We start from the raw sequence: 23,245 nt of genomic DNA on the forward strand, positions 1-23,245 counted from the left end.
CCTGCGGCAATTGCGCGGGGTCGGTGTGCTGAAGCGCGCGTGTGCCCAGTTGTTGGCTTGTGCACGAAGTTGTTGACTCCTGTGGATGCGCCCGGGAGACTCGGAACTCCTGGGCGATGTTGCCCCGGGCTACAGCCCCTCACCGTCGAGAGGACACCCATGAGGTCACGCACCTGGAGTTCCCGTTCCTTGGCCACGCTCGCTGCGAGTGCGCTCGTCGCGGTCGGGCTCACCGCGGCGGGTGGTGCTGCCACCGCGGCGCCGGTCCCCGCCGCCCTCACGGCAGCCGCCGCCGAGCGACCACCCGTGATCGAGCCGGTGATCGACGACAACTTCCCGGACCCGGACATCCTGGTCGTGGACGGTGTCTATCACGCGTACGCGACGAACTCGGACGGACGGAACGTGCAGCACCGCACGTCGACGGACCTGGTGACGTGGACGGAGCAGCCGGACGCTGCGCCGGAGCTGGGTGCGTGGGTAGGGGAGTGCAGCTTCTCGCCGGGTGGTGCGACGGACCGGTGCGTGTGGGCGCCGGAGGTGGCGGAGGTCGAGGGCGGCTACGCGCTGTACTACACGGCGCGTGACGCGACGACGCCGCGCCAGTGCATCGGCCTGGCGCTGTCCGTCTCGCCGTACGGGCCGTTCGAGCCCGTGGGCGACGACCCGCTCGTCTGCCCCAACGGTGAGAACGGCACGGAGGACCTGGGTGGCGCGATCGACGCGGGCACGTTCCGCGACGGCGACCAGCTGTACCTGCTGTGGAAGGCGGACGGGAACTGCTGCGCGGGCAAGACGGCGATCATGTTCGCGCAGCCGCTGTCCGCGGACGGCGTGACGCTCACCGGCCCGCCGACGGAGCTGATCCGCGTGGACCGTGCAAACGAGGGCAGCGTCGTCGAGGCGCCGACGCTCATCGAGCGCGACGGCACGTACTACTTCATCTTCTCCGCGAACGACTTCTACGGCGGTGCCTACCGGACGGCGTACGCGACGTCTGACAGCGTGCTCGGCCCGTACACCAAGGCGACGACCGAGCTCATGACGAGCGACCGCTTCCAGGGCGACGTGCGCGGCCCGGGCGGGCAGGACGTCGTGACCGCCCCGGACGGCGGCACCGCGATCGTCTTCCACGGCTGGGACCCGACGTTCTCCTACCGCGCGATGTTCGTCAGCGACCTGGAGTGGTCGGACGACGGTGTCCCGTCGGTCGCGGACGCGTCCGACCGCTACCAGGCAGAGGACGGTGTGCTGACGAACGCGCGCGTCGTGGCCGACGGCAGCGCGTCCGGCCTGGCGAAGGTCGGCGGCATGGACTTCGCCGACAGCTCAGTCGCGGTCGAGGTCTTCGCCGACGAGGCGGGCCCCGCGATGCTGGGCATCCGGTACGCGAACGGATCCGTCGACGGCGGCGGCCAGAACGTCGCGTCGAGCGGCACCGTCGCGATCAACGGGCAGGACACCGGGACCGTCACCTTCGCCCACACGACGTGGGGCAACTGGCAGAGCGTCGAGCACCTCGTCGACCTCGACGCCGGCTGGAACACGGTCACCCTCACGCGCGGCACGTTCTTCACGGAGATCGACGCGATCGACGTCTACGACGCCACGCACGAGCCGACGCCGGTCGTCCCGCCCGTCATCCCGGCCGACGCCGACCGGTACGAGTTCGAGGACGGCGTCATCACCCGTGGCTCGGTCGGGTCCGCGGCCGGTGCGTCCGGGGGCCAGAAGGTCGGCGGGCTCGACTTCGCCGACAGCTCGGTCGCGCTGCAGGTGCACGCCGACGAGGCCGGGCCGTTCACGCTCGCGGTCCGGTTCGCGAACGGTTCCGAGCGCGGCGGGTACACGCTCGAGTCGAGCGACACCGTCACCGTCAACGGCGAGGACGCCGGGACGGTCACGTTCTGGCACACCAGGTGGGGCAACTGGCAGAGCGTCGAGCACGACGTCGACCTCGAGGCCGGCTGGAACACCGTGACCTTCACCAAGAGCACCTGGTACACCGAGCTCGACGCGCTCGACGTCTACCCGCGCGAGGCGCCCCCGGCGGAGATCGACGTCGCCGTCACGGGTGAGTCGCGCTGCGTCGGCGGGTCCCCGTACGTCGTGGTCCGCGCGCAGAACACGAGCGACACGGCGCTCGCGGTGTCGCTCTCGACGCCGTTCGGCGAGAAGGCGTTCGACCAGGTCGCGCCGGGCGCGAGCGCGTTCCAGTCGTTCAAGGTCCGCGGGTCGCTCACCGCGGGCGAGGCCACGGTCACCGCCACGGCGTCCGACGGCACGTCGCGCACGCTGACCGCGGGCTACGCCGCCCGCAGCTGCGGGGCGTAGTCCCCGCGGCACGGCACGGCACGGGCGGCACGGCACACCGGCGGCGAGCGCCGCCGGACGCGGGGGAGCGGGCGAGGACCTACGCGGTCCTCGCCCGCTCCAGCTCGTGCACCCGCTGCTCGAGGACGGTGAGCGTGGCGTCGTGCTCGGCCTGCTCGCGCCCCAGCCCGGCCAGCTTGCCGGCCACGCCGCCGACGACGGTCCCGGCCAACACCAGCGCCACCCGCCCGCGGACGCCGCACGCCCGGGCGACGACCGCCGTCGTGCCTGCGCCGAGGACGGCGCCGGCTGCGCCGCCGGCGCAGCCGCAGGGGTCGGGGAGGCGCTCGGCCCACAGGTCGGACTCGCGCCAGGTCATGCCGGCGTCGCGGCCGCGGTCGAGCAGCTCGTAGACGTGCGTGGACACCTCAGAGGTACGTGACATGGGGGCTGCTCCTGACGATCATCCGCTGGAACGGGCTGAGGTTGTCGCCCCGCGCCCCCTGCAGGCCTTGCGGGTGCAGAAGGTTGGTCGGGTCGTCGGTGTGCATGAGGCCGCACGCGTGCCCGATCTCGTGGGCGAGGGTGTTGTGCCAGCCTGTCCCGCCGCCACCGGGAGGGGTCGCGGGGGCGAGCTGGCCGCGCTCGACGGCGACCCAGTCGGCGAGCGGGCCGGCCGAGCAGCCGGTCTCGGTGTCGCCGACGCTGCGGACGACGAACACCGCGATCGGCGCGCCGTAGCGCAGGGTGCGCGCGAGGTTCTCGTCGGGCATGGCGTCGGTCATGATCTTCTGGAAGTAGGCGCCCGCGCCCGTGAGGTCCTCGCCGAGCAGCCCGACGCCCGTGTCGATGTGCAGCGCGTTGTCCGGCGCGGGCGTCTCGATGACGTGCACCGTCGTCCGCACGGCGACCTCGGCCCGCGCGCGCAGGATGCGCTCGGTCTCCCGAAGCACCCCCGCGGCGTCCTGCGGCGTCGCGAGCAGACCCTCGCGCCGGCTCGTCAAGAGGAAGACGTGCAGCCGAAGGCGCTTGGTCGGGCGGATGCCGAAGAGTCCCGCGACGCCGTCGACGATCCCAACGAACTGGCTGATCACCCACGACCCGAGGCCGAGGGCCCAGCGCGCGATCGGCCCGATGAGCGGCAGGTTCCACAGCTTCTGCGCGACGAACGCCACCCCGTCCCAGATCTTGACGGCGATCGAGATCGTCACGCACACCACCCGCGTGACGACGCGCACGAACGTCTCGACCACCCACTCGATGATCTCGACGAGCTTCTTGATGACGCCGCACAGCCAGCTGAGCGGCCAGGGCAGCTTGCGGCAGACCCGCGAGAGCTGCTCGACAACCTTCTTCACGGGGCGAGTGACGGTCTCGGTGATCTCCTCGGAGACCGTGCGGCAGCGTTGGACCATGCCAGTGTCCTTCTCCCGACGGCGAGGCGCGGCCGGGCGGTCGCGTCACCCGGAGGGAGGCCCGACCTTGCCCCGTTGATACGCATGCTGCCGAGCCCCGCGAGCTAGGCTGAATCTGCTATGCATCTGATCACCACCCTCCGTTCGCTGCTCGCCGCACCACGGCGAGGGGTGTCCGGTGCGCTCCTGATCGCGGTCCTCATCGCGGGCGTGGTGTCGATGCACTCGATGAGCGGTTCGCCGAGCGTTCACCTCCCGCCCGCCGGAGTCGTCACGGCGCACGAGGTCCAGCACGCGGACCACACCACGCACGACGCGCACGACATGACGACGGCCATGTGCCTCATGGTGCTCGTCGTCCTGCTGACCCTCGCCGCCTCGCCGGCGAACGTCCTCCACGCGGTGATGCGACCGCTCGCCCGACTGGCCCGTGCGGTCGCGCCGAGCTCGCGGCCGGCGCCGGCACCGTCCTTGCACGCGTTGGGCATCTCTCGGACGTAGGAGCACACGCCCCTCGATCCCTCTGGGGTCGACCGTTCCGCGACCCTTCCGGGCCGCGCCGTGTGCCACTACACCGAACTGAAAGGCCGTGAACCATGAAGCGCATCCTTGCGCCCAGCCTCGTGCTGGCGACCGCACTGACCCTCTCCGCCTGCACCGACGACTCCGGCACGGACATGCCGGGCCACGACATGCCCACCATGTCACCGTCACCGTCCGGGTCACCCCGTGACGACCGGGGCGACCAGGAAGGCGAGGCGTTCAACCACGCGGACGTGATGTTCGCGCAGATGATGATCCCGCACCACGAGCAGGCCATCGACATGTCCGACCTCATCCTCGCCAAGGACGGGATCGACCCGCAGATCACCGACCTGGCCACGCAGATCAAGGCGGCCCAGGGCCCGGAGATCGAGCAGCTCACCGCCTGGCTCGACGAGTGGGACGCACCCGGACCGGACTCCATGGGCCCCGGCGACATGGACCATGGCGACATGGGTGGTGACATGGGCGGCGGCATGATGGACGGCATGATGAGCGAGGAGGACATGCAGGCGCTCGAGAGCGCCGAAGGTGCCGACGCCGGCCGGCTGTTCCTCGAGCAGATGATCGTCCACCACGAGGGAGCCATCGTGATGGCGCAGACCGAGATCGACGCCGGGGTCCACGAGGGCGTCGTCGAGCTGTCCCGCTCCATCGTCGACTCCCAGACGGCCGAGATCCAGACGATGCAGGACCTGCTCGCCGCCATGTGACCCCTGGCGGTGCCCGCGGTCTGTCCGTGCCGGGCGTGCGGTCTAGGGTGGCGGGAGACCTCGAACCCGGAGAATCATGCGCCTGCTCCTCGTCCGTCACGGACAGACCCCGTCCAACGTCGCCGGCCTGCTCGACACCGCCCTGCCCGGCCCCGGCCTGACGCATCTCGGCCGTGCGCAGGCCGCGGCGATCCCGACGGCGCTCGCGGACAGACCGGTCGACGGCGTCGCGGTCTCGACCCTGGTGCGCACGTCGCTGACGGCAGGCCCGCTCGTCGCGCACCGGGGGATCGAGCCCGTCGTGCTCGACGGCCTGCGGGAGATCGACGCGGGCGACCTCGAGGGGTCCGCCGACCACGACCACCACATGCGCTACCTCGAGACCGTCTTCGCGTGGGGCCGCGGGGACCTGCGTCGCCGCATGCCGGGCGGTCCGGACGGCCACGGGTTCCTCGACCGCTACGACGACGCCGTCGCCCAGGTCGCGGCGACCGGTTGGGCGAGCGCCGTCGTCGTCTCCCACGGTGCGGCGATCCGCTCCTGGGTGGCCGCGCGGGCGGTCGGGGTGGACCTGGAGGCCATCGCCAGCACACCCTTGGCCAACACCGGGCTCATGGAGCTCGAGGGGCACCCGACGTCGGGCTGGCGCCTCGTGCGCGCGTCCGACGGCCCGCTCGGCGGGCGACACCTCGATGCGCCCCTCGCGGACGACCCTGCCGGCGAGCCCGTGGACGAGGTCGAGGAGCAGGCCGAGCACGAGGCCTGAGCCTCCCGGCTCGGCCCGCCATCCGATGGCCGGGCCCCGTTCACCGCCCGGTCGCCCGATCGACATCCGCCGTCCTTAGGTTGACAGCGCTTCCCCGTCCAGGTCCGGCGCTGGTGGTCAGCCCGTCGTCGCACGGGCCACCGACCAGCGAAGGAACCCATGAACACGCACCCCTCCGGGCGCTCGCGCGCGTTGTCGCGCACGACGGCCTCGACGCTCGCCCTGACGCTTGTGGGCACGGCGCTCGTCGCCGCCGCGGCCGGTTCGGCGTCCGCCGACGACGCCTCGCTCCTGTCCACCAGCGACACGACCTGGCGCTACCTCGACAACAACACCAACCCGGCCGGTGCCGACCCGGACCAGCAGGTCTGGGCGGCGACCGGCTTCGACGACTCCGCCTGGAAGTCGGGCACGGGCGCGTTCGGCGCGAAGCGCGGCCAGCCGACCGGGATCGGCGCGAACTTCCCGATCAACACTCTCCTCACGCAGTACATCGAGGGCACGACGACGAGCGCCCCCACGTTCTTCTTCCGCACCGACATCGACCTCACGGCAGCGGACCTCGAGGGTGTCCCCGCGTTCGCGGGCGAGATCGTCTACGACGACGCCGCAATCGTCTACGTCAACGGCGAGGAGGTCGCGCGCCTCGGTGACGACGACCGCCGGATCACGCAGAACGTGCAGTACCACGGCAACAGCCGCACGGACCCGGTGACGAGCTCGTTCATCGTCGATGCCGACCTGCTCGCGCCGGGGGAGAACACCGTCTCGGTCGCGCTGTACCAGGACGCGCCGACGAGCTCGGACATCTACCTCGACGTGCGCTCGCTCGTGCCCACGCAGGGCGAGGTGCGCGACGTCGCGCTCATGGTCGGTGCCGACGAGACGCAGGCCAACCTCGCGTGGTTCGCGACGCTGCCCGCGTCCGGCGAGGTGCAGTGGGCACCCGAGGACGCCATGATCGGGGACACCTTCCCGGCGGACGCGGCCACGGCGTCGTCCACCACGGGACCCGCCGCCGACGGCGCGAACTACCACCACGCGACCATGACCGGCCTCGAGGAGAACACCCGCTACGTGTACCGCGTCGGGGACGGCATCAACGGCTGGAGCGAGCCGACGACGTTCGACTCCGGCACGTTCTCCGACGAGTTCAGCTTCCTGTTCTTCGGTGACCCGCAGATCGGGGCCGGCGGCAACGTCGCGAACGACGTCGCCGGCTGGACGAACACGGTCGACGTCATGACCGAGCGCCACCCGGACGCGTCGTTCCTCCTGTCGGCCGGCGACCAGGTCGAGCACGCGGGCAGCGCCCAGCAGTACACGGGCTTCCTCTCGCCGCGCCAGATGCGGGAGGTGCGGTTCGCCGTGACCGACGGCAACCACGACACCGCCAGCGCGCTCTACGACCAGCACTACTTCACGCCCAACCTGTCGACGCAGCAGCGCCGCAACTACTGGTACGGGTTCAACGACATGCTCGTCGTGACGCTCGACTCCAACGACACGAACGCCGCGCAGATCGCCGGGCACAGCGCGTTCCTGCGCGACGTCGTCACCGAGCACGGCGACGACTACTCCTGGGTCGTCGTGACGTTCCACCACTCGATCTACAGCCAGGCGTTCCACTCGCGCGACGCGGACGTGATCCGCCTGCGCAACGGGCTGTCGCCCGTGTTCAGCGAGCTCGGGGTCGACGCCGTGTTCGCCGGCCACGACCACATCTACACGCGCAGCCACCTCATGGAGGGCACGACGCCGGTCGTCCCCGGCGAGACGCCCGCCATCGGCGACGTGCTCACCCCGGACGAGGACCAGGTCCTCTACATCACGGGCAACTCCGCGAGCGGCTCCAAGTACTACGGCTTCGACGGCCAGAAGCCGTGGACGGCGCTGTGGGAGCAGGAGCGCACGCCGAGCTACTCGAACGTCGAGGTCACGCCCGAGTCGTTCACGATCACGACGTACGAGACCTCGACCGCCCGCGTCATGGACGAGGTCACCCTGCAGGCCGACGCCGGCCCCGAGCTCGTCGACGTCTCCGCGACCGGGCGCTGCGTCGCCGGCACGGCGTACGTCGCCGTGCGCGCCACGAACGGCGAGGACGTGCCGCTCGACGTCACGCTCGCCACGCCGTTCGGCACGCGCGAGATCAGCGCGCTCGCCCCGGGCAAGGCCGCGTTCCAGCAGTTCACGACGCGTGCGGCGGCGGTGGACACCGGCACCGTCGAGGTGCGGGCCACGCTGCCCGACGGCGGCGCCACCCAGGCGCTCGATGTCCCCTTCGAGGCGATCACCTGCTGATCCGCGTCTGACGACCACGCCCCGCCGGGCGTCCGGACCTCCGGACGCCCGGCGGGGCGCTGTCGTTCCCGGCCCGCGCGGCGACGAGGCCGTGCCACGATGGGCGCATGACCTCCTCTGCCTCGACCTCGCCCTCGTCCTCGCACTCGTCCGTGCGGGCCGACGACCTGACCGCCCTCGTCGCGACCCTCGAGCAGCAGGAGCGCGACCTGGTCTTCGCGACGTTCACGCACGACGACGCGTGGCGGCTCGGGTGCCTGCTCGTCGAGCTCGCGACCGAGCGCGGGCTGGGCGTGACGATCGACATCCGCAAGGGACCGCAGCAGGTCTTCCACGCGGCGCTCGACGGCACCACACCGGACAACGACAGCTGGATCGAGCGCAAGGTGCGGGTCGTGCAGCGGTTCGGGGCGTCGTCGTACCTGGTGGGGCGGCGCTCCGCGGCGCGCGGGACGACGTTCGCCGAGCAGCACCAGCTCCCCCTGCAGGAGTTCGCCGCGCACGGCGGCGCGTTCCCGGTGCGGGTCGAGGGCGTCGGCGTCGTCGGGGTCGTCACCGTCTCCGGCCTGCCGCAGGCCGACGACCACGCGCTCGTCGTCGAGGCCGTCACGACGTTCCTCGGCTGAGCCCCGCGGACGACGCGCGCGGGCCTACGCCTCGGACGCGGCGCGCTCGCTGACGATGGTCGTGACGATCCGGGTCACGGCCGGGTGCTCGGGTGCGGAGCCGAACCCGAACCGCACGGGCGGGTCGACCGGGCGCAGCGCGCCGAGGTCCTGCCCGTCCCAGGTCGTGGTCGCCCCGACGATCGTCCGCACGTCGCTCGCGCCGTAGTGCTCGACCCGGTCGCCGCCCGCCGTGCCGCGGGTGCGCACGCCGTGCAGCAGGACGCGCGCGAGCGGGTCGCTGAGCGCCGTGAAGCGCGGTGACGTCGTGACGGGCCGCGGGACGAGGTGCAGCAGCGTGCCGAGCGCGGTCCGTCGCCCGAGGGTGAGGGTCGCGGTGAGCGGGCCGGCGGTGACGTGCCACGGGGTGCGCGGGACGCGAGGGCCGTGCACCTGCGGCGGGGCGTCCACCGGGACGCCACCCACGCTGACGGGCACGATCTCCACCCGGTCGAACCGGTAGGTCGTGGCGACGAGGTCGGCGACCTCTGGTGTCGGGGCGAGCAGCACCCGCTCGCCGTCGGGGTGCTCGACCATCACGTCGGCGAACGCGCCGAGCGGGCTGGTGTCCCACCGGCCGACGACGACGCGCGTGCCGGACTCCGTGCCCCACCCGGCGATGTGCCCGGAGAACCGCCACGTCTGCGTCATCCCGGCAGCGTAGGCACGTCCCACCCCACCGGCACGCCAGGAGCACCCCGTCCGGACGGGCCCCCTGCGACGCCCGCGATCAGGGCGCGCACGTCGACTGGTCGAGCTGACGGCTGACGCCGGACATCGCGTCGAACGTCCCTTGGTACAGGCTGCGCCGGTGGTCGGGCGGGCCGCCGCGCAGGTCCTCGTCGCGGGCGACGGGCGGGAGCAGGTGCGCGTGCTGCTCGGCCGCTGCGGCGGCGCTCGTCCCGTCGGCCACGGCCTGCGTCACGGCGTAGTCGTAGGTGTGGATCGCGACGACGTCGTAGAGGGAGGCACCCTCCCCGATGGTCGTGACGACCTGGTCGCTGTGGTTGTCCGTCGACAGGTCGAACACCAGGTCGGACCCGGACCGGACGATGACGGTCTGGACGACGTCGGCCGTGAACCCCCCGATGGCGTCCGAGACCGGTCGGGGCACCGGGAGCACGCTGGCGACGTCGCTGAAGAAGGTGATCCGTGCGGCGGCCAGGTCGTCGCGCTGCTGGGCGTCGAGCAGGTCGGCGTTGGCCTGCCCGCCGCTGATGACGCCGAGGTCCTGCATCGCGCTGTCGATGATCGCGCGCTGCGTCTCCTCGTCGTGCGCCGTCGTCCCGGGACCGTAGGCCGCGGCCAGCATGGTGCGGTGGTGCGCCGCGGACAGCTCGTCCCAGCGCCGCGCGCCCACGTTCGCCGCCTCGGCACGGTCGGCGCCCGACGTCAGGGCGATGACCGCCGACAACGAGGCGGGGTCGATGAGCGGGGCGACGCGGGTGCCGCTCTGGTCCGGTGCCGGGACGCGGACCACCTCCGGCAGGACGCACGACGTCGTCGGGTGGCCGTTCCCGTCGCTGAGCCCGAGGCGCAGCACACCCATGTACGGCGCGTAGGTGTCGACGACGTGGACCACGGCCTCGTCGCTGAGCGACGTCCGCAGCAGTCCCTGGGGGAGCGCGATGGTCGCGTCGGCGACGAGCAGCGCCGCCCGCTCCTGCTCGGCCGTGCGGTCGCTCGCCGCCCCGGTGAGCACCGCCTCCCGCAGCGTGCCGGTGAGGGCAGTGCCGTCGTCGGCCCACCCGAGGAACGGGGCAGTGCCGAGCCAGCGCTCGACGCGGTCGCGCCCGAGGGCAGGGTCGCCCGCGGGGGCGAAGAAGTCGAGCGCGGCGGACCCGCCCCGGGCCAGGCCCCCGAACGCGACGACGTGGAGGTCGGCCGCGTGCGGGTCGTCGCTGTAGGGCGCGACGAGCAGGGGCTCGCCGCGGTTCGCGGCGCCGGGGAAGAGGCTGTGCGTGCGGGCGTGGTCGTCGAGGCGTTCGGCCGCACCGAGATGGACGCCGGACGGCACGGTGCGCGCGCCGAGCAGGAGCGCCGCCCACGACGACCACGGCTGCAGGTGCATGCCCGCCGGGGGATCGGCGTCGTCCACGACACGCTGCCCGAGCGCGTGCTGCTCGGCCGCGGTGAGCGTCTGCGACCACGTGCCGAAGCCGTCGCGGACCGCGGTCACCACGGTGCGCTGCTGCTCCATGAGCGGGTCGCCCTCGTGCGAGCCGAACGCCGCGAGCAGCGCGTACACGTCGCCCGGTCCGGTGTCGGCGTAGAACCGGGACCAGAAGACCTCGTCGCCGTCGTGGTCGGCGACGAGGCGCGCCAGCTCGGCCGTCGCGTCCTCCCGCCCGGCGGCGTCCAGCGTGCCGCCGACGCCCAGGGCGAGCGCGAGCTCCGACGCCTGCGCCCCTCGCGCCCACGACGCCCGGAACCGCACGAGGTCGAGCCCGGCGGCGAGATGCCCGGAGAGCGCCCGGGCGTCGGACAACGGCTGGATCTGCGCGGCCGCGCGGGCCGAGGCCGCGCGCTTGTGGTCGCGCGCCGCGCGCCACGCCTGCTCCGCGTGCCCGACGTCGGTGCTCGCCTCGATCCGCCGCGTCGCCGCGTCGTTGGCGCGGGCGGTGGCAGTGACCAGGTCGCTGCCGAGCGACAACTCCCAGCGTGCGGTCAGCTCGACCTGCGCCCAGTGGAGTCGGCGCGACTCGGCGACCTGGCGCCGGGCGATCGCCCGGAGTGCGTCGTCCTGGGTGGTTGTCAGGACGGCGGCGTGGACCGTCAGCGTCGCGGCGGCGGCCTCCAGGACCTGGGCCGTGGTGGTCAGGCGCGCCGTGATGTCCTCGACCCGGCCGCGCGCGAGGGTCGCGGCGCCGTTGCGCTGCTCTGCCAGCGCGGCACGCACGGGCGCCGCCGCGCGGGTGGCGGCAGCGAGCGCCTCGGCGACGGACCGCAGGCGACCCGCCGTGCTGGTGAGCTCGGCGGGTCGGCCGGTGAGCGGTTGGAACTCGACGTCGTGCACGTGCACCCCCTCGGTGGTGCAGCGAACGTAGCAACGGCGCGGTGCCGTCCGACGGTTGTCCACAGGCCCGATGATGAGACGGTGCCTCCGCGAAGACACCTTGAACGGAGGACCTCCGTCATCGGCTCGACGAGCACGTCACGTACGTCGAGCACGTCTGGTTCAACCGGGCCCTGACCGGGCCGAGGCGCCCGCGCCCTGTGGGCCGTCTACACGCACATGCTGCGAGAGCTCGCCCAGCACTGCGGGCACGCCGACATCTTCCGCGAGCAACTCCTCGCCGCTCGCACCTGAGCCGCAGCTCTGGCCGGTGCCGGTCCTCAGGGGAGGGGGTCGGTGACGAGGCGGGAGCGGGCTTCGAGGATGGTGAGGGGGTCGGCGACGGTCGTGGTGGTGGCGGTGCCGGGGACGTCGGTCCAGGTGGGGGCGCCGGTGATCTGGAACTGTCCGGTCCAGGTGGTGGTCAGCGTGATGGTGACGGCGTCGGCGGGCTGGTCGTAGGTGTGGGTGACGCTGTGGTCCGGGTAGGGCGCGCCGGGGTCGGTGGTGGTGAGGGGGCCCGTGCCGTCGCCGTAGTCCCAGGTGTACTCGCCGGGTTGGGCGCGCAGCGTGACGGGGATGCCGAGCAGGGCGGTGTCGAAGGTCTGGACGGTGGGTTCGGCGTACGTGATGGTCTCGACGTTGACCAGGGTGCGGCCGCCGGGTGGTTGCACCGTGACGGGTGCGGGCGTGATGGGCAGGGTCGCGAACTCCCGGGCAGCTTCGTCGAGGAGGTCCTCGGGGGAGATGCACTCCTCGTCGCCGACGAGCTCGGAGTCGTCCCAGTCGGTGGTGGTGCCGTCGTCGTTGACGCTGCGGGTCTCGCGGATGAGGCCGCCGAGGCGGAACTCATCGGCGTCGCACTCGATGCCGGTGTAGGCGAGCTGTTCACCTTCGCTGCAGTCGAGCGCGATCCGGGTGACGAAACCCTCCAGGTTCGCCAGCAGGCACAGCGCCGGCGTCGCACGGAGGTACCGGGTGGTGGCCGGACCTCCGTCGCTGCCCGCCTGCTCGTAGGTGCCCCCTCCCCGCGTCGCGATCTCTGCTTCGACGTTGACGGATGTGCTCTGCGCATCCACATTCCCGGCCGTGTACACCGGGTCAGTCGCTCCTGTCGTGCCCATCAGGACGAATGCGGAGGCGGCGATAGCCGCAGCATGGAACATCGTTCACGACTCCGGAGCGATTGCGACCTCGACTATCACCCAGTCTCCGTCTTGTCGGCCGACCTCGACCCGATTCACTTGCGACGAGCTTTCGGCTTCGAAGAGCTCGTCTCCGGCAGAGTCCGTGATGACGGTGCGCGCTTCGTCGGTCTTCAGGTCGAAAGGGAAGATGCCAGTGACAGAGTCTTGGAGGTACGTCTCGACGATCTCAGTCGTGATCTCACCACCGGTGAAGACATCGCCTCGAGATGCGATCGTCTCGGCCTGCTCGAGCCCAGATGCGCAGTAGCCGCAGGATTCGTAGGAAAGGGACTCCCATTCCTCGGTATCGCCGGTGACCATGATGTAGGAGCGAAGCGAGAGGAAGTACTCGGCGGCTGCGGCGGCGCCTTCGGCGTCGTCGCGTTCCATCGCGGCGGGGCGTTCGGGTTTCGCAGGGCCGGTCTCGGTGGGTTCCGGTTCGGGCTCGGGTGTGGTGGTCTCGGCCGTGGTGGTCGGCTCGGGGTCCGGTGCGGGTTCGGGGTCGGCGGTGCACGCACCCAGCAGCAGTGCTGTGGTGAGGATGGCGCCGGGGGCGAGCAGCCGCCGTCGGGCATCGGGTGTGGACGGGACGAGACGCATCGGACCCCCTGCAGGTCGAGGTGGAGCGACATCAGCGTCAAGCCGGCCGCACGAGCCGGTCCAGAACCTACCCAAACCGTCGGTGGCGGCGAAACCCCATGTCCCGTTCTGTGGACAAGCCTTCGCGGCGACGCGGGGTCTACCCTCCAGGTGTGGCGCGGATCCTGGTGACGGGCATGTCGGGTGCGGGGAAGACGACCCTGCTCGACGAGCTCGCGCGGCGCGGGCACCGGACGCTCGAGACCGACGTCGGCGGGTGGGAGCGCCCGACCGGCTTCTGGGACGAGGCGCGGATGTCGACCTTCCTCGCCGAGCACCCGGACGTGGTGGTGTCCGGCACGGTGGAGAACCAGGGCGCGTTCTACGACCGGTTCGAGCACGTCGTGCTGCTCAGCGCACCCGTCGAGGTGCTGATCGAGCGGGTCACGACACGCACGACCAACCCGTACGGGCGCTCGCCTGAGGACCAGGCCGAGATCCGCCGCTACGTCGTCGAGGTCGAGCCCCTGCTCCGCGCGGGAGCGGACGTCGAGCTCGACGGGCGCCGCCCGGTCTCCGAGCTGACGGCCGAGATCGAGCACCTGCTGCGGCCCGGGCACCAGAGCGGTCCGCAACCGATGTCCTAAGAATTGAGGACATCGGGACATCGTGCGGGTGGGCAACGCGAACGGGGCCGGCGTGCGCCGGCCCCGTCGGGTCACCGGGCCGCGAGCTGAAGGGGGGTGGCTCGCGTCCCGGGGTCTGTGCGGGCGGCCGGGTTCACCGGCCGCCCGGGAGGTCACGCGGCGTTCGTCGTGACCTCGATGCGCTGCGGCGTCGTGCCGGCGTACACGCCGGCGACCGTGATGGTCAGGACGCCAGCGTCGTAGGCGGCGCGCACGGCGTCGGCCTCGGCGGTACGCGGCAGGGTCACGACGCGGCGGAACTCGCCGAACCGGACCTCGCGGACGCGACGGCCCTCGGACTCCTCGGTGCGCTGGTCCTTGCGCTCGCCGCGGACGACGAGCTTGCGGCCCTCGACCTCGACGGTGACGTCCTGCGCCGGGTCGATCCCGGGCAGGTCGAACCGCGCGACGAGGTCCTCGCCGTCCTGGTACACGTCGGCGGCGGGCGAGTACCCGTCGGACGCGGCCGCGGAGCGGGCGGTCCACAGGCGCAGGGCGCGGTCGACGTCGACGAGCGGGGTGGTGAGCGTGGCGGTCATGATCTCTCCTCTGGTGGGGTGGAACCTCTGACCGGTACAACTTGAGCCACCCCGGCTCAATTCCGGTTCCGGGTTCGCCCTCGACGAACGTCCCGACCCGTCCCGCCACCATTGCCTTCACCGTGGCCGCCGCCGTCCGCGTTCTCGCGCGCAGCGACCGCGCGGTCGAGCGCGTGGCGTGCCTGCGCCAGCTCGTCGGCGGTCCGGTCGCGCGCGTCCGTCGCCTTCGCGAGCTTCGCCGACAGCCGCTCCACCTTCGCCGTGAGGTGCTCGTGCTCCGCCTCCAGCTCGCCGACGGCGGTGCGCGCGTCGTCCTCGGCCCGCTGCGCCGCGGCGACCTCCGCGGCCCGCTCCTCGGCCTGCGCGGCCGCGCGCGCCCGCGCCTCCTCCGACGCCTCCCGCCCGGCCTCGTCCTCTCCGGGCTCGGCGTCCTCGACCGCGGCGTCCTCCGCCGTGCCGTCCTCGGCATCCTCGGCGTCCTCGAAGTCCGCGGGCTCGCCGTCCTCGTCGACGAGCCCGAACCCCACGTGCTGGAGGGTCCGTGACAGCCGGCCGGCGCGGACGGCCGCGGCGGCGCCCGGGTCGGCGACGGCTGCTCCCAGGGTCTCGGCGAGCTTGCGCAGGGAGTCCGCCGTGACCTGGCGACCGTCGATCTCGCCGGTCCGCGCGATCTCGTCCACCAGCGCACCGACGCGGTCGCGGCGTTCCTGGTCGAGGCTGCGCAGCCGCGACCGGTCGCGATCGCGCGTCGCGGCACGGAGCCGGTCGCCCAGCGCGGCGAGGTCCGCGACCTCGGCGGCCCACGTGCGCGCGACCCGGTTGGCGACCCACGCCGCGACGGTCGGCTTCTTGAGGGCCTTCACGGACTTCGCAGCATCCGCGTCCCCGTCCGCGGCGAACCGCGCGGCAACCGCGTCGCGGGCGGCGACGAACTCCTCGAGCGGCAGCGCGAACAGGGCGCTGACGGGGTCGGTGTCGTCCGGGCCGGGCCCGCGCCTGCTCATCACCTCACTGTGCCACCGCGGGCGCCCGGCTGCAGGCAGGTCAGCGCCCGCCGCCACGGTCTCCGACCCGCGCCCAGGCGCGAATCCCGACCGCCCCGTACCCTGAGAGCGACCATCGTTGTTCAGGGGGAACAGTGCGCCGCGTCGTGATCGTCAGTAGTTGTCTTGCCGTGGGACTGTTCCTCGGCGCCTGCGCACCGCCCGAGGGTGGCCCCGGTCAGCCCGGCGAGCCGAGCCCGACGGCGCCCGTCCCCACCCCGGACCCCGACCCGACAGATCCCGGTCCGACCGTCCCGGACGGTCCGCCACTGTCGGCAGACGGCGTCCGGCTCGACGTCGACATCGCCCCGTGGTTCGAGGTCCCCGACGCCGCCAGTGGCACGGTCCGCGACGCCGTGGCGGTCTTCTCCGACACCCCGGAGATCAGGCTCGACCTCGTCGACGCCAGCGGTAGGGACCGCACGGTCCCGCCCCGTTCGGCGTGGAAGGTCTGCGGGCAGGACCCGGCTGCGGGTGCCTTCGTCGCCGGTGGGACGGTCGTCACGGTGACGGGCCTGCCGCCCGGCCAGCGCTGCCCGTAACGCACCGGACCCGCGCGCCGCGTACTCTCCCGTCAGCAGCACCCGCGCCGCGGACGAGAGAGACACCCATGTACGACACCTTCCGCCTGACCGGCGCACGCCTCGCGGGGGCCACTGACCGCGTGACGATCGTCGTGCGCCACGGTCAGGTCATCGCCGTCGAGCCCGACGGCCACGCCACCGCGGTCGAGCCCGACGGCACGTCACCCCGCGGCGCGGTCGAGTCGATCGACCTGGACGGCCGCACGGTCGTGCCCGGGCTGTGGGACGCGCACGTCCACCTCACGCAGTGGGCGCTGGCGCGGCGCCGGCTCGACCTCTCGGCCGCGACGTCCGCCGCCCAGGTCGTGGACCTCGTGCGCGAGCGGCTCCACGTCGACGCCGCCCACCGCGGGGGACCACCGACGTCGCCCACCCCGCTCGTGGGCTTCGGGTTCCGTGACGGGCTGTGGCCCGACGCCCCGACGGCGACCCTCCTCGACGAGGTCGCCGGCGGCCTCCCGGTGGTGCTCGTCTCGGGCGACCTGCACTGCGCCTGGGCCAGCACGGCCGGTCTGCGGTTCCTGGGCATCACCGACCACCCGACGGGCGTGCTGCGCGAGGACGAGTGGATGGCGCTGCAGGGCACGCTCGACCAGGTGCCGACCGACGTCGTCGACGGCTGGGTCGCCGAGGCGGGCCGGGCGGCGGCCGCGCGCGGTGTCGTCGGGGTGGTCGACCTGGAGATCGCGGACAACCTCAGCGTCTGGCGCCGCCGCGCGGCCGCCGGGTTCGACGCGCTGCGGGTGCGCGCCGGCGTGTGGGAGCCCCATCTCGACCGCGTGCTGCGCGAGGAGCTGCACACCGGCGACGTCGTGGCCGGCACCGGCGGTCTCGTCGCCCAGGGGCCGCTCAAGGTCATCACGGACGGCTCGCTCAACACCCGCACCGCGTTCTGCGCCGACCCGTACCCCGAGGTCGTCGGGTCGCACGACCACGGCATGCTCACCGTCGCGCCCGACGAGCTCGTCCCGCTCATGCGCCACGCCCGCGCCCACGGCCTGACGTGCGCGATCCACGCGATCGGCGACCGGGCCAACACGTTCGCGCTCGACGCGTTCGCCGCGAGCGGCGCGCGCGGCTCGGTCGAGCACGCCCAGCTCCTCCTGCCCGACGACGTCCCTCGCCTGGCAGCGCTCGGTCTCACCGCGAGCGTCCAGCCCGAGCACGCCATGGACGACCGGGACGTCGCCGACATCTACTGGGCCGGCCGCACCGGCCGGGCGTTCCCCCTGGCCGACCTCGTCGCGGCCGGGGTGCGCCTCACGCTCGGCTCGGACGCGCCCGTCGCCCCGCTCGACCCGTGGGTCGCGATCGACGCGGCCGTGCACCGCGCCCGCGACGGACGCGACCCCTGGCACCCCGAGCAGCGGATCGACGTGCGCACGGCGCTCGCGGCGTCGGTCGACGGCGTCCCGCTCACCATCGCTGCCGGGCACCAGGCCGACCTCGCGATCCTCGACGCCGACCCGCTGGCGCCGGGCGCCTCGCTGCGGGACCTGCCCGTCGCGGGCACGCTCCTCGGCGGGCGCTGGACGCACCGCACGTTCTGACCGAGGCCACGGCTCCCGGCGACCTCGGCCCCCGGGGGTGATCTCGGTTCCCGGCGACTTCAGCGCACGCGTGCGCCGGCCACCAGCAGGTCCGTGAAGGCGCCCTCGCCGACGACGGGGATGCCGTACCGGCGGGCGGTGCGGGCCTTGGTGGACAACGAGTCCGGGTCGGCGGCGACCACGAGCCGGGTCCGCTTCGTCACGTACGCCCAGGGGGCCAGCCCCGCGGCGCGGGCGTCGTCCTCCCAGTCGTCGCGCGGGCGTGCCATGGATCCCGTGAAGACCACCTCGTCACCGCTGCGCAGCACGAACCGCGGCCGGCCCGCGCGCCGTGCCTCTCCGCCGGCGAACGCGCGCTCGATCGCGGTCTGGACCTCGTCGACGTCGAGGCCGACCTGCCCGGCGACGGTGTGCAGGTCGCCCACGACCTCGTCGGCCGGGAGACCGTCGGCGAGGCGGGTGCGGGCCACCGCCTCGAGGTACCCCCGGTGCAGCTCCTCCACCTCGGCGCGCCCGAGCCGCGCCGCCCGTACCGCCGCGAGCAGCTCGACCCGCTCCGTCACCGAGACGTACCGGTCGAGCAGGGCGTCGTCGAGCAGGGCGAGGTACCGCTCGACGGCACCGGCGTCCGCCGCCGCACCCGGCGTGCCCGCCGGCGTCTCGTCCAGCCCGCTGAGCCAGTGCCGCGTCGGCCGGCTCGCGCCGCGCTGCACGGGCACGAACCCGTCGCCACCACCCGGCCGGGCGGGGACCCCGGCCTCCGCCGCGGCCTGGAACGCGGTGCCCCACCACGGGTCGTGGGGACCGGCGCCGAGGTAGAACTGCAGCAGCCCCGCGGTGGCGCGGGCGTCCCCGAGGGCCGAGTGCGCGCCGTCGTGCACCACGCCCGCGGCCTCGCACAGCCGCGCCAGCCCGCGCGCGGCGGACGGCAGGTACGTGCCGGCGAGCTGCATGGTGCACAGGCACGCCAGCGGGTCGATGCTCACGCCCAGGCCCGCGCGCGCGAACTCCGCGCGCAGGAACCGGGTGTCGAAGCTCGCGTTGTGCGCGACGAGCACCCGCCCCGCGAGGAGCTCCGCGAGCACGGGCCCGACGACGGCGAACGTCGGCGCGAGCACGACGTCGGCCGCGGCGATCCCGTGCACGTGCTGCGGGCCGAGGTCGCGCTCGGGATTGACGAGGGTGCACCACTCCTCCTCCACCCGGCCCGCCTCGTCGAGGAGGACGACGGCGACCTCGGCGACGCGGTCGTGCAGGCGGGAGGAGAAGCCCGTGGTCTCGAGGTCGACGACAGCGAAACCGGGCACGGGGACCAGGATGCCAGGTCCGGACCCGTCCAGGGGTTACCGTGCGGTGTGCGCGCCTTCTCCTGCTCCCGGTGCGGGAGCCTCGTCGGGTTCGACGACCGGACCTGCCTGTTCTGCGCGTCGCCGCTGGGATACGTCCACGGCATCGACCGCATGCGCGCGCTCGACGACGACGGCGCCGCCCGCTGGGAGGGCGTCCGGCGGGTCCCGTGCGCGAACACCGCGATCGGCTGCAACTGGCTCGTGCCCGACGGCGAGGGTGCCTTCTGCATCGCGTGCCGCCTCGTGCGCCGCCACCCGCACCCCGGCGACGAGCTCGCGACGGAGCAGTACTCCCTCGCGCTGTTCGCCGAGCGGCGCCTGCTGTTCCAGCTGCTGGAGAACGACCTGCCGATCACCGGCCACGACGAGGTCGACGGCGGCCTGGCGTTCGACCTGCTGTCCTCGACGACCGGCCCGCGGGTGACGATCGGGCACGCGAACGGTGTCGTGACGATCGACCTGTCCGAGGTCGGCGACGCCTACCGAGAGTCGTTGCGCGTCAAGCTCGGGGAGCCGTACCGCACGATGCTCGGGCACTTCCGTCACGAGATCGGGCACTACTACTGGCAGGTGCTGGTCTCGGGAACCCCGCTGCTCGCCCGGTGCCGTGAGCTGTTCGGCGACGACTCGACGCCGTACAAGGCCGCCCTGCAGAGGCACTACTCCGAGGGCCCGCCCGACGGCTGGCAGGACGACTACATCTCCGAGTACGCCACCATGCACCCGTGGGAGGACTTCGCCGAGACCTGGGCCCACTACCTGCACATCACGGACACCTTGCAGACCGCGGCGTCGTTCGGCATGAGCCTCGGCGGCCTCATCGGTGACAAGCTCGCGCCCGAGCTGCTCGGGGCGCTCACGACGGCGCCGGGGTACTCGTCCACGGGCTACCGGGAGATGGGGATCGACCGCATCCTCGACGTCTGGCACCCGCTCGCGATCGCGTTCAACCAGATCAACCGGTCCATGGGCAAGGACGACCTGTACCCGTTCGTCATCACGAAGCCGGTGCGGGAGAAGCTCTCGTTCGTGCACGACGTCGTCGCCGCGCGTCGGTAGCATCCGCGTCGTGCCCCTGCCGCGCCTCCCCGTGCCGAGACTCCCGCTGCCCCGCCTCTCCGTGCTCCGGCTGCGTGCGCCCCGGGTGTCCCTGACCGACGACCTCGTCGCCGACTGGGTCGCCCGCGCGCTGGAGGTCTACCCGCGCCCGACGTACCCCCTCACCGCCGAGTGGGACGCCTCCGTCGCGGGTCTCGTGCGGCAGGTGCCGTACGTCCCGCGCGTCGCGACCCGGCCGCTGGACCTCCTGGACCGGTTCGGGTCCGTGCACGCCGGTCCCACGAAGGTCGGGCTCGACGGCGACGAGGTCGAGTGGGAGCGCGTCGTCGAGATCCGCACGCAGCCCGCCTGGGCGAGCCTGTCCGCCGACGCGCTCGAGGCCAACCTCGCCCAGTACCTGGGCGTCCTGCCGCCGCTGCCCGGCCGGAGCTGGGTCCTGCGCAAGATCTCCGAGCTCGTCGTCTCGCTCTACCTGGCGGTCGTCCCGGTGCCCGACGAGCTGGTGGACCTCATCGCGGAGCCGAGCACCGACGTCGGGCAGGACGACCGCCCGTCGCTCCTGGACCGGGTCGTGTCCGAGATCGTCTACCGGCGCCGGTTCGGCCAGGGCGAGGCGACGGCCAGCACGACGGCGGTGCTGCTGCAGCTCGCGTTCCCCGGCGCCGCGGACGCGATCTGCCGCACGGCCGTCGACCGCGGTGTGCCGGTCGTGCACGTCCCGGCCGACGAGAGCGAGATCGGCGTGATCGTCGCCCGCGCCGCGACGTGGCGCGCGACCGCGCTCGGGCTGCGAGAGACGGCGCTCGGCCTGCGCCCCAGGCTGCCCCTCCCCTGAGGACGGGGTCTTCCGCAGCCCGCATCCAGGCCATACGCTCGCACTTCACGAACCTTCGCACAACGGTGCGTCGTGCGCGCGCCTGGGCTCTGCTCGTGCATGCCCGTACGCGTTCGTACGGGAGGGGGGTCGGCGGGGGGACCAGTCGAGGAGGACGTGTGAGAGCTCGAACGATCGCCGTGTCCGCTACCGGTGCCGTGTGCACCCTCGCCTTCGCCGGCCTGGTGGGTCCGCCCGCCGCCGCCGAAGACCCCGTACCCATCGAGGATCTCGTCACGGGCGCGGCCGTCATGGAGCACCTGGAAGCGTTCCAGGACATCGCCGACGCCCACGGCGGCAACCGTGCGCTCGAGACACCCGGCTACGAGGCGGCCGCCGTCTACGTCGAGCAGGTGCTCACCGCTGCCGGGTACACACCCGAGCGCCAGTACTTCACGTTCGAGGAAGAGGTTGTCGACGAGTACGAGCTGACCGTGCCCGGCGTCGAGATCGACCTCATCGGGTACCCCGCGGCGTTCGCGCCCGACACCCCGGCGGGTGGCGTCACCGGCCCGCTCGTCGAGCCCGCGGACGAGCTGCGCCACGGGTGCGACGCCACCGCCTGGGACGGTGTCGACGCCGACGCCGCAGTCGCCCTCGTCAGCCGCGGGACCTGCCCGTTCGCCGACAAGGTCGCCGCCGCGGCCGGAGCGGGGGCGTCCGCCGTCGTGCTCTACAACAACGCCGCGGGCGTGCTGAACCCGACGCTCGGCGCCGAGAACGACGCATGGGTCCCGACGGTCGGCCTCACCCAGGAGCAGGGCCAGGCCATCCTCGCCGTGCTCGCCGAGGGGCCGGTCGACGCGACGTACGTGCTGCAGACGTCGCTGCAGACGTTCGAGACCTTCAACGTGCTCGCCGAGACCCCGACGGGCCGCGCGGACAACGTCGTGATGGTCGGCGCGCACCTCGACAGCGTCGAGGACGGCCCGGGCATCAACGACAACGGGTCCGGCTCCGCCGCGATCCTCGAGACCGCGGTCCGCCTCGCGGAGACCGGGGACCTCGAGAACCAGGTCCGGTTCGCGTGGTGGGGCGCCGAGGAGGTCGGCCTCATCGGCTCCTGGCACTACGTCGAGGACCTCGTCGAGAACGACCCGGCCGCGCTCGACGACATCGCGACGTACCTCAACTTCGACATGGTCGGTTCGCCGAACTACGTCATCGGGGTGTACGACGCCGACGAGTCGACCTACCCGGCGCCCGTCCCGGTGCCCGACGGCTCGGTCGAGACCGAGTCCGTCTTCACCGACTACTTCGACTCGATCGACCAGCCGTGGGTGGACACCGAGTTCTCCGGGCGTTCCGACTACCAGGCGTTCATCACCAACGGCATCCCCGCCTCGGGGCTGTTCACCGGCGCCGACGGGTCCAAGACCGCCGAGGAGGTCGCGCTCTTCGGCGGGACCGAGGGCGTCTTCTACGACCCGAACTATCACTCGCCGGCCGACACGATCGAGAACGTCGACCCCACCGCGCTCGACATCATGTCGAAGGCGATCGCGTACGCCACCGCGTCGCTCGCGGAGGACACGTTCGCCGTCAACGGGGTCGGGTCCCCGCGGATCGACGACGTGCGCGCCACCACGCGGTGCCTCGCCGGGACGGCGTACGTCGCTCTGACCGGGGCCAACGGTGAGGCCGCACCGACCGACGTCCGGCTCGTCACGCCGTTCGGTGACAAGAAGTTCGACGCGCTCGCGCCGGGCAGGAACGCCTACCAGTCGTTCACCACCCGGTCGTCGTCCGTCGAGGCGGGCACGGCGACGGTCATCGCGTACCAGTGGCGCAATGGCGACCCGGTCTACCAGCGCTACGAAGTCCCGTACGAGGCCACCTCCTGCAACTAGCGAGAGCCTCCCGCCGAACACGAGGTTGGTGCCGTTCTGCGTGCGAGAACGGCACCAATCTCGTGTTCGGCCGCTAGGAGGGTCGTTCTGGGGGAGAGGGGCGGGCCGCGATGAGTTTCGTCGGAGGTGGCGGTCTGATGGGTGAACCTGACGACGCGAGGGTCGACGGGA

The 23,245-nt window shown here is 72.9% G+C and carries 21 protein-coding genes and 1 pseudogene; 13 read left to right on the forward strand and 9 right to left on the reverse strand.

Going from position 1 to position 23,245, the window contains the following annotated elements; translation table 11 throughout:
- The first annotated feature begins 159 nt into the window (after positions 1-159).
- Entirely contained in the window at positions 160-2,334 is a 2,175-nt protein-coding gene (locus OHL10_RS07550; protein ID WP_265521588.1) for a family 43 glycosylhydrolase, read from the forward strand.
- A gap of 79 nt (positions 2,335-2,413) precedes the next feature.
- On the opposite strand, the gene OHL10_RS07555 is transcribed toward OHL10_RS07550, so the two are convergent.
- Positions 2,414-2,758: a hypothetical protein gene (locus OHL10_RS07555; RefSeq protein ID WP_265521589.1), complete on the reverse strand. Its 345-nt coding sequence runs from the start codon at positions 2,756-2,758 to the stop codon at positions 2,414-2,416.
- The gene (locus tag OHL10_RS07560; RefSeq protein ID WP_265521590.1) at positions 2,742-3,728 is read right to left on the reverse strand and encodes a hypothetical protein; all 987 of its coding nucleotides are present in this window, start codon (positions 3,726-3,728) and stop codon (positions 2,742-2,744) included. Before OHL10_RS07560 ends, OHL10_RS07555 begins: the two co-directional genes overlap by 17 nt.
- 120 nt (positions 3,729-3,848) lie before the next feature.
- On the opposite strand from OHL10_RS07560, the gene OHL10_RS07565 reads away from it, so the two are divergent.
- From OHL10_RS07565 to OHL10_RS07585, 5 genes are all read left to right on the forward strand, one after another.
- Complete coding sequence (locus OHL10_RS07565) at positions 3,849-4,229, forward strand: hypothetical protein (RefSeq protein WP_265521591.1); 381 nt, start codon at positions 3,849-3,851, stop codon at positions 4,227-4,229.
- A 95-nt stretch (positions 4,230-4,324) separates the two neighbouring features.
- Positions 4,325-4,984, forward strand: a complete 660-nt coding sequence (locus tag OHL10_RS07570) for a DUF305 domain-containing protein (RefSeq protein WP_265521592.1) — start codon at positions 4,325-4,327, stop codon at positions 4,982-4,984.
- Between the two features lie 76 nt (positions 4,985-5,060).
- Entirely contained in the window at positions 5,061-5,750 is a 690-nt protein-coding gene (locus OHL10_RS07575; protein WP_265521593.1) for a histidine phosphatase family protein, read from the forward strand.
- Positions 5,751-5,909: 159 nt separating this feature from the next.
- A complete protein-coding gene (locus OHL10_RS07580; protein WP_265521594.1) occupies positions 5,910-8,054 on the forward strand; it encodes a purple acid phosphatase family protein in 2,145 nt (714 codons plus the stop codon).
- A 107-nt stretch (positions 8,055-8,161) separates the two neighbouring features.
- Positions 8,162-8,680, forward strand: coding sequence for a heme-degrading domain-containing protein (locus tag OHL10_RS07585; RefSeq protein WP_265521595.1), 519 nt, complete (start codon positions 8,162-8,164; stop codon positions 8,678-8,680).
- A gap of 24 nt (positions 8,681-8,704) precedes the next feature.
- Here the strand turns inward: OHL10_RS07585 and OHL10_RS07590 are convergent, their stop codons facing one another.
- On the reverse strand, positions 8,705-9,370 hold the full coding sequence (locus OHL10_RS07590) for a hypothetical protein (RefSeq protein WP_265521596.1): 666 nt from the start codon (positions 9,368-9,370) through the stop codon (positions 8,705-8,707).
- Positions 9,371-9,449: 79 nt separating this feature from the next.
- Positions 9,450-11,735 (reverse strand): hypothetical protein, encoded by a 2,286-nt coding sequence (locus OHL10_RS07595; RefSeq protein WP_265521597.1) that lies wholly within the window; start codon positions 11,733-11,735, stop codon positions 9,450-9,452.
- A 183-nt stretch (positions 11,736-11,918) separates the two neighbouring features.
- Here OHL10_RS07595 and OHL10_RS07600 point away from each other — a divergent pair.
- A pseudogene (locus tag OHL10_RS07600) lies at positions 11,919-12,029 on the forward strand (mycothiol transferase); the annotation flags it as partial.
- 26 nt (positions 12,030-12,055) lie between these two features.
- Here the strand turns inward: OHL10_RS07600 and OHL10_RS07605 are convergent.
- On the reverse strand, positions 12,056-12,853 hold the full coding sequence (locus OHL10_RS07605; RefSeq protein WP_265521598.1) for a hypothetical protein: 798 nt from the start codon (positions 12,851-12,853) through the stop codon (positions 12,056-12,058).
- A gap of 90 nt (positions 12,854-12,943) precedes the next feature.
- Positions 12,944-13,561 (reverse strand): DUF6318 family protein, encoded by a 618-nt coding sequence (locus tag OHL10_RS07610; protein WP_265521599.1) that lies wholly within the window; start codon positions 13,559-13,561, stop codon positions 12,944-12,946.
- Positions 13,562-13,713: 152 nt separating this feature from the next.
- On the opposite strand from OHL10_RS07610, the gene OHL10_RS07615 reads away from it, so the two are divergent.
- The gene (locus OHL10_RS07615) at positions 13,714-14,187 is read left to right on the forward strand and encodes an AAA family ATPase (RefSeq protein ID WP_265521600.1); all 474 of its coding nucleotides are present in this window, start codon (positions 13,714-13,716) and stop codon (positions 14,185-14,187) included.
- 152 nt (positions 14,188-14,339) lie between these two features.
- Here the strand turns inward: OHL10_RS07615 and OHL10_RS07620 are convergent, their stop codons facing one another.
- Positions 14,340-14,765 (reverse strand): Hsp20/alpha crystallin family protein, encoded by a 426-nt coding sequence (locus OHL10_RS07620; RefSeq protein WP_265521601.1) that lies wholly within the window; start codon positions 14,763-14,765, stop codon positions 14,340-14,342.
- 56 nt (positions 14,766-14,821) lie between these two features.
- The gene (locus OHL10_RS07625) at positions 14,822-15,769 is read right to left on the reverse strand and encodes a hypothetical protein (RefSeq protein ID WP_265521602.1); all 948 of its coding nucleotides are present in this window, start codon (positions 15,767-15,769) and stop codon (positions 14,822-14,824) included.
- 134 nt (positions 15,770-15,903) lie between these two features.
- Between OHL10_RS07625 and OHL10_RS07630 the strand changes: the two genes are divergently transcribed.
- The gene (locus tag OHL10_RS07630; protein WP_265521603.1) at positions 15,904-16,350 is read left to right on the forward strand and encodes a PASTA domain-containing protein; all 447 of its coding nucleotides are present in this window, start codon (positions 15,904-15,906) and stop codon (positions 16,348-16,350) included.
- Positions 16,351-16,418: 68 nt separating this feature from the next.
- Entirely contained in the window at positions 16,419-17,942 is a 1,524-nt protein-coding gene (locus OHL10_RS07635; protein ID WP_265521604.1) for an amidohydrolase, read from the forward strand.
- Positions 17,943-18,001: 59 nt separating this feature from the next.
- On the opposite strand, the gene OHL10_RS07640 is transcribed toward OHL10_RS07635, so the two are convergent.
- Positions 18,002-19,249 (reverse strand): exonuclease domain-containing protein, encoded by a 1,248-nt coding sequence (locus OHL10_RS07640; protein ID WP_265521605.1) that lies wholly within the window; start codon positions 19,247-19,249, stop codon positions 18,002-18,004.
- Between the two features lie 48 nt (positions 19,250-19,297).
- On the opposite strand from OHL10_RS07640, the gene OHL10_RS07645 reads away from it, so the two are divergent.
- The 3 genes from OHL10_RS07645 to OHL10_RS07655 all read left to right on the forward strand — a co-directional run bounded on the left by OHL10_RS07645 (position 19,298) and on the right by OHL10_RS07655 (position 23,074).
- Positions 19,298-20,350 carry a zinc-binding metallopeptidase family protein gene (locus tag OHL10_RS07645; RefSeq protein WP_265521606.1) on the forward strand — a complete coding sequence of 351 codons (1,053 nt, stop codon included), beginning with the start codon at positions 19,298-19,300 and terminating at the stop codon, positions 20,348-20,350.
- A gap of 10 nt (positions 20,351-20,360) precedes the next feature.
- Positions 20,361-21,185, forward strand: a complete 825-nt coding sequence (locus tag OHL10_RS07650; RefSeq protein WP_265521607.1) for a hypothetical protein — start codon at positions 20,361-20,363, stop codon at positions 21,183-21,185.
- 158 nt (positions 21,186-21,343) lie between these two features.
- The gene (locus tag OHL10_RS07655; RefSeq protein ID WP_265521608.1) at positions 21,344-23,074 is read left to right on the forward strand and encodes a M20/M25/M40 family metallo-hydrolase; all 1,731 of its coding nucleotides are present in this window, start codon (positions 21,344-21,346) and stop codon (positions 23,072-23,074) included.
- The last annotated feature ends 171 nt before the right edge of the window (positions 23,075-23,245 follow it).

It is taken from the genome of Oerskovia flava, from assembly GCF_026163685.1.
Classification (GTDB): Bacteria; Actinomycetota; Actinomycetes; order Actinomycetales; family Cellulomonadaceae; genus Oerskovia_A; species Oerskovia_A flava.